The 13,227-nt window shown below is 52.6% G+C and carries 14 protein-coding genes; 9 read left to right on the forward strand and 5 right to left on the reverse strand.

What is annotated here, in order from left to right:
- Positions 1-139 precede the first annotated feature (139 nt).
- Positions 140-1,060: a hypothetical protein gene (locus tag IHQ43_RS16345; protein ID WP_192561304.1), complete on the reverse strand. Its 921-nt coding sequence runs from the start codon at positions 1,058-1,060 to the stop codon at positions 140-142.
- Between the two features lie 260 nt (positions 1,061-1,320).
- Here IHQ43_RS16345 and gspI point away from each other — a divergent pair, with 260 nt between their 5' ends.
- From gspI to IHQ43_RS16360, 3 genes are all read left to right on the forward strand, one after another.
- Positions 1,321-1,698 (forward strand): type II secretion system minor pseudopilin GspI, encoded by a 378-nt coding sequence (gene gspI, locus IHQ43_RS16350; RefSeq protein ID WP_192561305.1) that lies wholly within the window; start codon positions 1,321-1,323, stop codon positions 1,696-1,698.
- Between the two features lie 141 nt (positions 1,699-1,839).
- Complete coding sequence (locus IHQ43_RS16355; RefSeq protein ID WP_192561306.1) at positions 1,840-2,313, forward strand: hypothetical protein; 474 nt, start codon at positions 1,840-1,842, stop codon at positions 2,311-2,313.
- A 417-nt stretch (positions 2,314-2,730) separates the two neighbouring features.
- The gene (locus IHQ43_RS16360) at positions 2,731-3,093 is read left to right on the forward strand and encodes a DUF6124 family protein (RefSeq protein WP_007959368.1); all 363 of its coding nucleotides are present in this window, start codon (positions 2,731-2,733) and stop codon (positions 3,091-3,093) included.
- 86 nt (positions 3,094-3,179) lie between these two features.
- On the opposite strand, the gene IHQ43_RS16365 is transcribed toward IHQ43_RS16360, so the two are convergent.
- Positions 3,180-3,467, reverse strand: coding sequence for a hypothetical protein (locus IHQ43_RS16365; protein ID WP_192561307.1), 288 nt, complete (start codon positions 3,465-3,467; stop codon positions 3,180-3,182).
- A gap of 212 nt (positions 3,468-3,679) precedes the next feature.
- A complete protein-coding gene (locus tag IHQ43_RS16370) occupies positions 3,680-4,066 on the reverse strand; it encodes a DUF6124 family protein (RefSeq protein ID WP_192561308.1) in 387 nt (128 codons plus the stop codon).
- A gap of 570 nt (positions 4,067-4,636) precedes the next feature.
- Between IHQ43_RS16370 and IHQ43_RS16375 the strand changes: the two genes are divergently transcribed.
- From IHQ43_RS16375 to IHQ43_RS16390, 4 genes are all read left to right on the forward strand, one after another.
- Positions 4,637-5,674 (forward strand): SIR2 family protein, encoded by a 1,038-nt coding sequence (locus IHQ43_RS16375; protein WP_192561309.1) that lies wholly within the window; start codon positions 4,637-4,639, stop codon positions 5,672-5,674.
- A complete protein-coding gene (locus tag IHQ43_RS16380; RefSeq protein WP_166223031.1) occupies positions 5,671-7,416 on the forward strand; it encodes an ATP-binding protein in 1,746 nt (581 codons plus the stop codon). Before IHQ43_RS16375 ends, IHQ43_RS16380 begins: the two co-directional genes overlap by 4 nt.
- Before the next feature lie 263 nt (positions 7,417-7,679).
- Complete coding sequence (locus IHQ43_RS16385) at positions 7,680-9,266, forward strand: AAA family ATPase (protein ID WP_166223034.1); 1,587 nt, start codon at positions 7,680-7,682, stop codon at positions 9,264-9,266.
- Positions 9,267-9,276: 10 nt separating this feature from the next.
- A complete protein-coding gene (locus tag IHQ43_RS16390) occupies positions 9,277-10,284 on the forward strand; it encodes an HNH endonuclease (protein WP_192561310.1) in 1,008 nt (335 codons plus the stop codon).
- 184 nt (positions 10,285-10,468) lie between these two features.
- Here IHQ43_RS16390 and IHQ43_RS16395 read toward each other — a convergent pair whose 3' ends face one another.
- The gene (locus tag IHQ43_RS16395; protein WP_192561311.1) at positions 10,469-10,900 is read right to left on the reverse strand and encodes a type II secretion system protein N; all 432 of its coding nucleotides are present in this window, start codon (positions 10,898-10,900) and stop codon (positions 10,469-10,471) included.
- Positions 10,901-11,032: 132 nt separating this feature from the next.
- On the opposite strand from IHQ43_RS16395, the gene gspH reads away from it, so the two are divergent.
- Positions 11,033-11,485, forward strand: a complete 453-nt coding sequence (gspH, locus tag IHQ43_RS16400; protein WP_011334577.1) for a type II secretion system minor pseudopilin GspH — start codon at positions 11,033-11,035, stop codon at positions 11,483-11,485.
- On the forward strand, positions 11,482-12,090 hold the full coding sequence (locus IHQ43_RS16405) for a prepilin-type N-terminal cleavage/methylation domain-containing protein (RefSeq protein ID WP_192561312.1): 609 nt from the start codon (positions 11,482-11,484) through the stop codon (positions 12,088-12,090). The genes gspH and IHQ43_RS16405 overlap by 4 nt, the downstream gene beginning before the upstream one ends.
- Positions 12,091-12,245: 155 nt before the next feature.
- Here the strand turns inward: IHQ43_RS16405 and IHQ43_RS16410 are convergent, their stop codons facing one another.
- Complete coding sequence (locus IHQ43_RS16410) at positions 12,246-13,184, reverse strand: FecR family protein (protein WP_192565017.1); 939 nt, start codon at positions 13,182-13,184, stop codon at positions 12,246-12,248.
- Positions 13,185-13,227: the final 43 nt, after the last annotated feature.

Consider the following 13,227-nt stretch of genomic DNA (forward strand, 5'->3'; position numbering starts at 1 on the left):
TCCCTGGCTTGATTCGATTCGACGCGCAGTGTTGCAAGAAGATATGTCAGGGATGTTGAAAATCCTCGGGAGAAACTGTCATGTAAAAAGCAGTTGAGCGGCGACTGCCCGGTCACCGCCCCGACTCACGCGACACCTGTCACTGCGTGCCTGCATAAGTACCTTTCACTGGGTTGGAGGACTGCCACCGACCCACCACCTGTTCGCCGCTGAAAAACTGAAAACTGGCGCTGCCACCCTGTACGGTGGGCATGGTCACCCGGATGATCGGGGCCACAAGCCCCCCCGACACGTTGTAGAAATCCCGTTGATTGTATTGAGCATCCGGCAAGCCGCTGCCCGTATAGAAGAACGCCCACAACGGCACGGTGCGATGAATGTTCTGCGGCCAGATATCGCTGACCACTTCGTTCCAGCCCTGAAACGAGGTGGCCCCCAACAACGCCATTGCGCGAACGCCTTCGATATAGGCTGACGCCGCGTGATCGCCTGCGGTCGTTTCGCGAACATTGAAGCCGCATTGCGCGTTGTTGGTCCGGTAGTTGTTCAACCATTGTTGGGCCGTAGTAATTCCGGAAAGATGGCAAGGACGGCTGGTGAGCGGTTGGGAAGAAAGCGCGCCGCAGCCGTTCTCCGAGCGCGAATTGGAACTCGCATTCAGGGGGAAAATGCAGAACACGTCGATATCCCTTTTATCTACCGGACTGTCGAAGATCGGATAGACAAAGTAGCCATTGTTGTAGAGAAAACTTCGGAAGGTCGAATCGCGCCGCAACCAGGACCAGGACACGCCGCCACGCTGCACAGCAGTCGGGCTCGGATTCCAGACATGGTAGGCCGTCGACTTCACGGTCGCCCTCCCCATGACACCCGAACAAAGAAACGCTGGCCGTCTTGGGTTACCGCAATCGACTCGAGTGTCGTTGTAAAGCGCCTGGAGCTTGGCCGCCGTAGAGGCGCCGTCAAGGGTAGCTTGCTGAATCTGCAGTTCATCCGGGACCTGCTGCTGTATGGTGCAGCCAACCAACAGGCACAGCATTACAACCGTGAGCATTCTCATCAGTGAAATCCTTTTATCGATTGGACGTTGCCAGCGACAGACAGAATTCCAACTGGCGAAAGCCCTGCAAAACCCTCTGCAAAAGAACCCGCCAGACAGAGCTTTTCCAGGGACGCCTCAATCAAATCTCACGGACATAAGTGTCGCTACTGTCAGATCTGACAGTAGCGACCAACGGTCGAGCCTCCTCGGGAGTTTTGGTCAGCAATCGGTCAACTTCGAGGTTTACAGTGCGATGTCCTTCCCATCGAAATGTCCCGATGCCCAGCAAAGCCCGACAAGCCGGATTCACCCTGATCGAAGTGCTGGTCGCACTGGCAATCATCGCCGTCGCCATGTCCGCCGCCGTGCGTGTGGCGGGGTTGATGACGCAGAGCAGCGGGATATTGCGCGATCGCTCGATTGCGATGATTGCGGCGCAGAGTCGGATGGCGGAGTTGCGTTTGGAGGGGCGATTGCCGATGGGGGTCAAGGTGATGGAGTGTGATCAGGGGCGGTTGTTGTTGCGGTGTGAGCAGGTGATTGGGGGGGTGGAGAATGGGCGGTTGCTTAAGGTTGGTGTGCAAGTCTTTGATCGCAGTAAGGAAACGCCACCGCTAGCGAGGCTGGAGACGTTGCTCAACAGGCCGCAGGACTGACACTCCCCTTGCCGTCAGGCGTTCTACCTTTCTGGTCTCCAGCGCATGAATTACCGGAAGTGGCCAGGATGACTATTCTGTTGACTCCCCCCGGCCGATAATTGCCAGTCGATGCCGCTAAACGGGGCAATGGAGTGCGAGATGAAAATTATCGCTTTTTTGGCAATCTATCTCGCCGGCGGGGTTGCCCTGTTTCCCCTCCTCGACCTCTTTCGTCCGGTAGGCATTTCTCTCGACCAGTTTTATTCGGAGTTTTACCTCAGCTCCGGCGCTGATGTGGCGCAACGTCTAAGCCTGAGCTTCATCTACGCAAGCGTGTTTCATCTGGGGTGGGCTGCCCTGTTTTCTGAATCCGCAAAAAGCTGGGTGTACACGACCAACATCAAAGACCTTTGCTATCTCGCCTTACGGTGTTTGAGCTTTTTTTGCATCAGCCTGATGACGCTTGGACTGGTCGGGAAAAGCGCGCAGAAAGTGCCCGCTACAGAGTTTCATCAATATTTTCATTTTCTGGTTATCTGCATGCTCGCGGGCGTTTGGGCGTGGGAGCTCAAGAATTTTTTGATAGCCGTCATTCATTACGCCGCAAGAAAAATCAGGGGAGCGACTGAATGAGAGAAGCCAGATTTATTTCCAGACAGGAAAATTGGCCTTCTTTTTTCACCTGTTTAATCAATTCCCACGACCCCGTTTAAAGACACCCACCGTTACCTCCTCAAGGCTACAACGCCTTGCGTCATTGCCTACGACTACGCCAGAATCCGCCGGCTTGTGCGTCTGGGGTGCGGGTCTTATCGTTTCCGGGTCACTGAAAAACAGTGATCGGGTTTGGTAGCCCGACCTCCCATATGACGCATAACGTCACCTAGCGCAGACGCCCTTTCGGCATTTGTCTTATGGTGGCCATGCGCAGGGCGCCCTCGGGCGCGCCGGATTTTCCATATGGGCCGGTCTACCAACCTTCGTATGGCCACCACCACTCGTTTGGTAGCGAGAGTGATGGCTCCTTAAGTCCCATATGGAGCTACATCTATGTTCAAGCCAACACCAAACCCACCAGAAACCGATCCGGTCTCCCCCTACAAATTCCCCGACTCCCGAACCCTCAACGAAGCCGCCGAACGCGCCCTCGACCACTACCTCACCCCACAACAACGCATCATGGGCAGCCACCACAAACACGACCCCATGTATCTGGCCAACCCGGCCTACAACACCGAATCCTTGCTGGCCAATGCCAGCGAATCACTGGGATCGGCGAGCGAAATGCTTAACAACTTTGCGGCCACACTGGAGCCTGCTCATCGCAAGACTGCGATCGGGATTGCGCAGTTGGTGATGTTGAGTGAATTGGCGGTAAATCAGGCGTTGGATCATGTTGAGGTGAAGGCGTAAGCGTCTGAGTGCTGTAGCTCAATAGACGAAAACAAAATGGCCGAGGTTGTCAGGTGTAACTGACTACCTCGGCCAAATGAGCATTTCTATTTTTTGCGGCACACCTCGACGTCATCCTGAGTCTTCAGGTCCGTGTCGATTCCCAAGCGATACCTGCAGTAATCAATAATCCACCCCCGCTCCTCTGCTGTCAGGCGTTCAACCTTCCTGATCTCTCCATCGTTGGCGTGGATGTTGTAGAACTTCATCTGAAACGTCGGGTGTTTCTTGATGAAGACAATGGTCTCGATGTCCCCGTCCTCAAGGGCTTCGTAGTAGCCGATGTAAAGCACCGTCGTTACGACGAGGATCGCTGCGATTAGAAACTTTTTCATTCCGTTGGCGCCGATGGCAGAGGCTGAAGGGTTCTAGCATGAAAGGAGACTGATTGAATGCCAGAAAGTAAATCAGCCCCCATTTTTTGCTGCCAGCCCAGCTCCCACAGATTTCAACGTCCTACACAATATCTGTAATTAACATAAATCCCTGCGGGAGCGACGGTCCGACGATTCGACTTGCTCGCGAAGGCGCCAGAATTGACACCAGCTTAATCAGCAGGTGATCCCGAGGTCTGCTTCACCGGCAATTGCAAATTATCCAACGCCCGATTCACCGCCAACTCCCCGAGCATGATCAACTGCGCAATGCCCACCAACGCCCGACGCTGCGAAGCCGGCACCAGACTGGCGATGTTCTGGGCAATGGTTTGGGCCGAAGCGAGTGTTTCACTGGCATCAATCAGCAGTTCTTCGTTTTTGTTGTCCGCAGTCACGGCATACATCCCGCGGGTTCTGCGTAGAGGCGGCGTGGAGCCGGGCGGACAGAGGTAATGGTCGAGCGCGCGGTCGGCGGCTTCGTGGAGTTTTCTGGAATCGATGGATTCGTAGGGGGAAACCGAGTCGGCTTCGGGCGGGTTGGGTGTTGGTTTGATCATGGTGAAGCTCCATTTTTATACCTGGTGGAACCACCAACACCTGTCGCTAAACAAGTAAAGGTGGCAGCTGTACGCGGGTTAGCGAACCGAGAGGTATAAGACCCGGCAGACCCGAAGGTCTCCCACGCACAGCCACCATATCGTCATCGCAAAAATCTGCGACAAACTGGAGCGTCGTTGAACTTATACCTGGTCAGGTCGCTAAACCCGGTCGCTGGGTTGCCAGCGACACGTAGACGATAAAGACCAGGTACAAAGCGTACAAGCCGGCGGATTCTGGCGTAGCTGTAGGCAACGGCGCAAGGATATGTAGCCTGAGAGAGTGTCTGGAGATGTCTTTTTAAACGTTGGTGTTTATCGAAGCTTTACTGCGGCACCTCCATGAGGTGTGGAGGCCGGCCAGATGATTTTCCGGTTTATTTTTTGGAAATAAATCAGTCCCCTTTTTCCCTTTTTCTACTCGCCAACCAGTCGTGCTACAGATTGCTCATTTCTGAAATTGACTATTGAATGTACTGGCCCCCGTGATACCTTCCTTGTGCTATGGCGCAATGATTTGGGTAGGGGCACATGGAATTAGGTGCGTTGAAGAAGCGGCTCCAGCAACATCTTGGTGACGGACTTGTATTAGTAATTGGTTCTGGATTGTCCTGTGCAGAAGGCGTGCCCGGGATGGGAGCGCTTGGGCAGCATCTTGTCACGCATATTCCTGCGGCCCTCTCTCCGGACGACAACACACTCTGGGAACAGATTCATCCCCTCATAGAAACCGACGGGCTGGAGGCAGCTTTACTGAGGTATGCTCCCACTCCCTCCCTCGAGGCGGCCATTGTTCAAAGTACGGCCGACTTCATTGCTCTCGCTGAATCAAGCATCATTTCCGAAGTTTTCAATAACACAAAGACGCTTCGCTTAACCAACCTCATTCCTCATCTATTGAAGCCGGACACCGGCATACCAATTGTTACAACTAACTATGATCGCCTTGTCGAGATTGCATGCGAGGAAGCCAAGCTAGGTGTTGATACGATGTTCAGTGGTCATTTTGCAGCGAGGCTTGACCCGCAGGATAGCTACTGGAGTTTCTGCCGAGGCGTTAAGCTAGCGGGCAAAAATGTGCGCTATAAATTCGCGTCGAAGGTAAATGTATTCAAACCTCACGGTAGCCTCGACTGGTATTACCGCGAAGGCAATCCTGTGCGCTACGCTGGGACCTTGCCTCTTCCCCGGCTCATCATTACGCCAGGTTTGAACAAGTTTCGGAGCGGTTACGATAGCCCTTTCGACAAACATCGCGAAAAAGCGAACGATGCCATTGATAAGGCGCGATATTTCCTCATCATCGGCTACGGCTTCAATGACGATCATTTGGAAACCCATCTCACCCCTCGCATAAAGTCCGGTGTGAAGACGGTTATTTTGACGCATTGGCTATCCCCTAAAGCCCGGGAGATCGCTACGAAAAACAAGCAGGTAATTGCTGCCGAGTATCACGAAGATGGAGGAACTGTTGGTACTCGTTTCATAGTTGATGGCACCGAAAAGTTTTATCCCGGTATTAACTATTGGGATCTCGACGGATTTGTGAAAGGAGTTCTATCCGCATGACTGGTTCAGCGCTTGATTTTACAGACAACGACCAAATTGGACGCGTGGCCGGTGTCGACACCAGTCGTGTAGCCATTGATGTCACCAACTCAGACATGTTGACCCGCGTTGGAATTGGGCAACTCATCGCCATCAAAGGCGTGACCCAGGCAGAATATCTGATCGCAATGGCTGATCGGGTTACTCGCACACTCCGAGAGGAACTTCCTGATCCGGCAGATGGTGAGTTCGGAACTCTGATGATTTCGCCTGCAGATCACATGCAAGCATTTGTTATCGGCACCTATCGGTCGGTTGATGGTGACAGTTCTGACACCTTCAAGCGCGGCGCTGATAGCTTTCCACAGATAGATAGAGACTGCTTCGTCATTGAAGGCCCCAATCTTCAGCGATTTATGGGTATTTTGGGCGCTGGGCTCTCCGAAGACGAGCGGTTGAAACTTGGGACCTTTGTTGCTGATCGGAGTGCTGAAGCGATCGCGAGTGGTGACAAATTCTTTCAGCGGCACGCGGCAATTCTGGGTAGCACTGGATCGGGTAAAAGCTGGGCTGTCGCTCTCATTCTCGAACGGGCCGCCAAACTCAAGTTCCCCAACATTGTGGTATTCGATATGCATGGCGAATATCAACCGCTTGCAGACCAGAGCAAAGGCGGATTCGCACAGCGTTTCCGTATCGCTGGACCTGGCGACCTTACAGCACCAAAGGACGATGCGTTGTTCCTTCCGTACTGGCTGCTAAACCGTGATGAGATGCTTTCGATGATTTTGGACCGGAGTGATCAAAATGCTCCCAACCAAGCTTCTCGCTTCACTCGCCACGTTCGAGAGTTAAAGGGCGCCACTCTGGATATTTCGGATAAGGCCAAGGTTAAAGAGACTTTTACGGTCGACTCGCCGATACCCTATGCCGTTTCAGACCTAGTCGCAAAATTGAAGATCGACAACACGACGAAAGGGGTCGGATCAAAAGGCGCAGCGGTAAAGGGGGAATGGGAGGATAAACTGACCCGATTTATTTCCCGTCTTGAGGCGAAGCTTGAAGATCGCCGTTACGGTTTTATGTTCTCGCCGCCACCAGAGTCATTAGATTACGGATGGCTCGCAAAGCAGATTGTGAAACTGCTTCGCGCGGGTTCAAATAATGGCATTAAGATTATTGACTTCTCTGAGGTTCCCGCCGATGTACTACCCGTCGTTACCGGTACACTGGCTCGCCTCCTTTACGATGTCCAATTTTGGATGAGTGGGGATGCACGGACGCCGATCACGCTGCTCTGCGACGAAGCGCATCTCTACCTACCGGTGAAAGATGACGCCGACGCTGTCCAGCGGCAGGCGTTGTGGTCATTTGAACGTATAGCAAAGGAAGGGCGTAAATACGGTTTTTCATTACTCGTGGTAAGCCAAAGACCATCTGATGTGAGTCGGACGATTCTCTCCCAATGCAATAACTTTCTCGCTCTCAGGCTTACAAATGATAGCGATCAGAATGTTATAAAAAAACTCATGCCGGACTCATTAGTTGGGCTAACAGCAATGCTACCCTTACTCGATACAGGCGAGGCTCTGCTTCTAGGTGATGCTGTTCTTCTTCCCACTCGAATCAAGCTGGATCGACCTCAAGTAAAACCTGACAGCGCGACGCGAGAATTCTGGAAGGAATGGGGTTCGCTGAAACCTAATGAGGACTTGCTGGAGGCAGCAGTCGAATGCCTACGGAGTCAGTCGCGAGCAAGCTGATCGATTACGCTTGATGTTGAATGAAGGTAAAAACAGGGGAATTCTTTATTCCCCATTTTTACAGCTTCTTAAACATTTGATAAAAACCAAGCCCCCCAAAAAAAACGGCCAAATAAAAACCGACAGCCCAACCCACATAAAACACAACAACCCAATAAAATATCAAATACAGCACAAATCATGCAGTCATATTAATTAAGCAACAGAGCTTAGCATCAAACCTATAACAACGGACATTTAACACAGACACGAAGCCGACCCCAATGAATAACCCTAAGCGCATGAACTATAACAACACCACACTAAAGTGCCGCATAGATGACTTCGAGAGCGGCCGACTGATGGAAGACCACAGTTTCAATAACTGCCTACTCTACCTAACTCAGCCGACAACTTATTCACCTGAGATAACATTGGCAACTGTCTGCTTCGTTCGCAACGATCATGTCGTTCGAACCTGGCACGCACGAATTACAAAATTCAGCAAATTTAACGCGACATTAGCACACACCTCAAATGGAGAATTCAGCGCCGCTGTAAATTTATTTGAATTTAATTCCCAAGAAGCTAGCATCCTGGATGATCGTTCTGCATATAGAGAACTTATAGAAATTGCAGGACCAGCCACTGCTAAAGCTCTCTTGTTTCGCGCTCATGACGCTGCAGTCCTACACGCATTCAGACCTACCAGCCAGCTGTATAAAAAACTTGTTCAAGACTCATCTCTACACGGGCTCATTGTAAACGACAGCGAATTCTACACTTACATCTCTCTAAAGCTTATATTTGAGGAAAACGCAATTGGAGGTCATAAGACGATCTCTCATTTACAATCGACTTTACCGACAATATCAAACAATCAAAAAGCACAGCTAGAACTAGACTTTCGCTTCAACCACACTGCGACACCATTTGCTTTACCACTTAACGTAATCATAGGATCTAACGGCGTCGGTAAAACTCGCACCCTTCAAGCGATCGCACGCACTTTACAAAAAAATGATGGTAGATACTCTAAGAATGAATATCCTCGCAGCAACCCGATTGTTGTGTTTTCCCATGAGCCACAACGTTGGAGAGAGAACAGTGCAAAAAGCTTCAAACATGTTTCGCTAAGTATCACCCGTTCTGATTGGGGAAAACTACCCGCCATCACACAAGAAATTTCGCTATTGCGCGAAAGAAACTTTTCGCTCAGCACACTTAACAACATCATTAAAAAAGTGCTAGACACTCGTCATCTATACTTAAAAAAGATGGGAAATGAATCTACGGGATACTCCCTTGACGAATTAGCAAACCAACCGGATAAGTGTGAACGCATTGACATTAGTGCCGAATATAAATTTATAGACGACCATGGCCTAGAACATCACTTGAGCTCAGGCCAGAGAGCCTTAATCTGCTTTTGTTTTAATGTAGTCTTACACTGCAGGCCAAAATCAATATTATTAATTGACGAACCAGAAAACCACCTACACCCAAGATTTATCTCGCTACTCATACAGACACTTAACTCAGTTTTATTAGCAACAGAATCGGTAGCTATTGTCGCCACACATTCACCCTTCATCGTGAGAGAAATCGACAAGTCTGGTGTGTTAATTTTGCAAGTTGATCAGCAAAACCTCCCATCACTATTTCGACCAAGCATGCAAACGCTGGGTGGTGATATATCGCTAATTTCTGACTTTGTTTTTGAAGACATTAGTGTGCGGAAAGGTTATCAAGAGTCCATCGATGAATCCCTGCGTGCCTGCCGTGATCCTGCCGCTCGAAAAGCTGTCTTGGAGCAATTCACTGCCCTTGGCATCGATGCCGCAGCCTATGCGCGATCGTTGGAGCATTAAGAGAATAAACATGCCTACGTACATTCAACGCACCAGACAAATCAGCGATGATCTGAAAGCTATATCAGCGTTCGTAAAAGAAGAACAAAAAAACTCAGATATTTTGCGACCACAACTCAGCAATCTTCGTTCGATGTTCAATAACTACTTGCACGCTGTAGAAAACCCAAACAGCCATAGAGCATGGCGAAAATACAATATTAGCGCGGCGACTGCCTTTCACTTTCTCTATGACAGCAAAGCAAAATGCCTATCCTACGTTGATGACTTTCGCCATGATGCTATCGATAAGCTTGGTGGTTGCCCATACTGCGGGCTGCCCAGCAACATAACATTAGATCACTATCTCCCTAGAAAAATAGGTGCTTTCCCAGAATTCTCTATATTGTCTAAAAATCTAGTGCCGGCCTGCTCAGACTGCCAAGGAAAGAAGAGTGATTTCTATACACTTACTAAAGAAAAATCAATCCCCAAACGAAGATCTAGACTCAAAACAACACGCAAAATAAAAAAAACCTACAAGCACATCAAAATCAGCAACCGAAAAAGTTCGCGACACACCCTAAGCATGCGTATAAAACCACTTAGATTGCTTCATCCATACGTAGATTCGTTCTTGATGCACTCAGTATTGAGTATCTATCCGACATCCCAGAGAAACCGATTTTTAGTACATGCCAAAGGTAGCTTGCGCAAAGAGGAACGTGAACGATTAAACTTTCATTTAAAAAAACTCAATATCGAAACACGTTGCAACCATGCTATCGGCAGATGTAGAAATGCAATAATTAGAGACTTATCGTCCAACAACATATCTTTCGATCGAAAAAGCATAGTCAAAGAACTACCAAGACTTCTAAAGTCCGCCTTGGAACGTGCTGCATTAGCCCCAAACGCCATAGAACCGGCCTACATCAAGTCGTTAATCAACCATCCCTCAACACTTGACGACTTAATTAACTGGTCTCAAAACCGTATCGAGCCGAACATATTAGCAGCCAAGCCCATTATTCTTTAACTTTTTCGGGGTGAGAAAATTCAACTCTGCTAAATTGAACTATAGATAATCGTACTCAAGAGCGCTCCTGTCCCACTTCAAACATTCTTTGCTTTTCCGGCCTCTTTTTTTCCGAGGCACTCGAACTGGTAGAAGAGCGCTATTCCAGCGGAAAGGGCAATATGCTGGAAATAAGCCCAACAACTCACGGCCTAACCAACCTAGGCATCTCCACCCCCTCCCCCAACCTCTCCACCCCCAACCGCACCCTCTCCCCACCCTGCTCAATCACCACCCCATCCCCCTCCACCGCCACCAACTTCACCCCAGGACTCACCCGTTCCCCCTGCAAAAAACTCCTCGGCGGTCCGTCGTTGAGGCTGAGTATCGCCACCGCCCCCCGACTCCCCGCCATCACCCCACTGACCTTGATCTCCACCGGCGCCGTGCGGTTGGAAAACCATTGCAACGCCGGGTTATCGCTGCGCGCAGCAAGCAGTTGCGGCGTAGCCGCCGGGGTGTGGGATTCGGCGGTGGTCAGGAGCAGGGATGACCAGGTGGCGATGCCGACCAGGGCGGCCAGCAGTGCGGCGGCCTGGATGATTTGGGGGGGTGAAAAGCGTGCGGTGTATCTCATGGGCTGAATCTCCTTTTAGTCCCGGTGACCAGACTACGCGGCAATTCTCACGGTTTTATTTCACACGCCTTACATGTTGGCCGTGCAGGATGGTTTTTTGGGACGGGCTGGACGCAAGGGAGTGCGCATTCGATGAACCGGTGCAGGCAGCAGGGTTTTACGCTGATCGAGTTGATGGTGGTGCTGGTGATCATCGGCATCGCCAGTGCGGCGATCAGTCTGAGTATCAAGCCCGATCCGTTGCAGTTGCTGCGCAAGGACGCCGAGCGCGTGGCGCAGTTGCTGCAGATTGCCCAGGCCGAGGCCCGCGCCGATGGCCGGCCGATTGCGTGGTTGAGCGATGGCAAGGGGTTTCGGTTCAGTCGGCGCAGTGACAGTGGCAAGGGTTTTGATCATTTCGATCGGGACCCGCAGTTGCGGCCGCGTCCCTGGCAGAGTCCGAAGCTGGAGGTGCGGGTGGAGCCCAAGCAGAAGGTGGTGTTGAACGCGGAGTGGATCAATCCGCCGCTGCAGTTGACGCTGTCTGACGGGCTCAATCGGTTGAGTGTGCTGCGCGATGCTTCGGGCCGGATTAGCGTGCAATGAACAGACAACAAGGTTTTACGCTGATCGAGGTAATGGTCGCGATTCTGTTGATGGCGGTGGTCAGTCTGATTGCCTGGAAGGGGCTGGACAGTGTCACCCGCGCCGACAGCCATTTGCAGGCCAGTGGTGAGCAGAGCGACAGCCTGTTGCGTGCGTTGAATCAGATGCAGCGGGATGTGGAGATGCGCGCCGGGATCGAGCTGACGGAGCCGAAGAAGGTCGGCACCGAGGATGAACCGGCGACGGCGCCGCCTGCGCTTACGGTGCGCAGCAGTGACAGCAAGGGGTTTCGACTGGACATTATTCGTAGCGCGGCGGATCAGCCGGGGGCGTTGCAACGGGTGCGCTGGTGGCTCAAGGGGGACACGCTGTATCGCGCGGTGGCGCCGGCGCGCAGTCGGTATCCGTTGCCGGCGCCTACGGCTGGGGTTGCGGTGTTGGGTGAGGTGAGTGATTTGCAGGTGCGGGTTTGGGAGGCGGACAAGGGGTGGCGGCAGTTGAGCGGGAGTCGGCGGGAGGATCCGTTGGGGTTGGAGGTGCGGTTGACTCGGGAGACGGCGCAAGGGCCGGAGAAGTACCGGCAGGTCATGGGGCCACTCCAATAACTGGGTTCACTGAGGTCCCCGTGGGAGCTGCGGTGCGACGATTCGACTTGCCAGCGATGGGGTCTGCACATCCAACATCTCATTGCCTGACATACCGCTATCGCTGGCAAGCCAGCTCCCACAAGGTTCTATGGTGTTTGTGGGGGTTGTGTTAGTTAGCTGAGGACTACGACGCCGCCCGGCAACTCGGTGCATTTGACGCCGTAGGCATCGCGGATCAGTGCGCCTACGCCGGCCAGTTGGTCGAGGGAGAAACGTGCCTGTACGCGGCGTTGGCCGAGTTCGCGATTGAGCAACAGCAACATGCCCGGGCGGTAGCGGTTGATCTCGTCGATCATCTGGCTGAGGGTCGTGCCGTTGAACACCAGGACCTGTTGGCGCCAGTTGGTTACCGCCGCTGTGTCGACACTTTGCACCGTGCCGACCTGTTGCGCGTCGTAGGTCAATTGCTGACCCGGTTCCAGGCGCAGGCTGCGGCCTTCAACTTCCACTTCTACTGCGCCATCGAGGCAAGTCACGCACACCTGCTGATCGAGGTTGCGCAGGTTGAACCGCGCCCTGCTCGCCCGCAACCAACCGCCTCCGGCCTGCATCGCCATGGGCAGCCGTGCGGTCTGCACTTCGACTTCGCCGCTGACCAGTTCAAAGCCTTGCACGCCCTCATCCACCGAACGCTGGTTGATGCGGGTCTGGGTGTTCAGTTCCAGACTCAGGCCATCCGCCGGTTCGACCCGACGTTGCTGGCCGACTTCGGTGATGTAATCAGCGCCAAGTCCGGAGAACCCGCCTGGTATCGTGCCACGTACCAACAGGAACGCCGCCGACGCCGCAATCGCGCCGCCGAGAAAGGCCCGTCGTCCAAACCGTCGTGGCGCCTGCATTGCTTCCGCCGCCGGTTGCAGCAGGTGCCACAAGGCCTTGCACTCTTCAAAGGCGCGGGCGTGTTCGGGGCTTTGGGCGCACCACTGGCGCAGCGCTCGGGCGTCGGCGACCGTGGCGCGGCCGGAGGTCAGCAGGATCAGCCAGTCGCGGGCTTCGCTTTGCAGACGCTCGGCAGGCGTGGGCTCGGCAGGTGTCAGACGGAAGATGTTCAAACGCACAGGTACTCGACGGGTTGATCGGGACACTAAATCGGAG

The sequence above is a fragment of the Pseudomonas gozinkensis genome (genome assembly GCF_014863585.1).
GTDB lineage: Bacteria > Pseudomonadota > Gammaproteobacteria > Pseudomonadales > Pseudomonadaceae > Aquipseudomonas > Aquipseudomonas gozinkensis.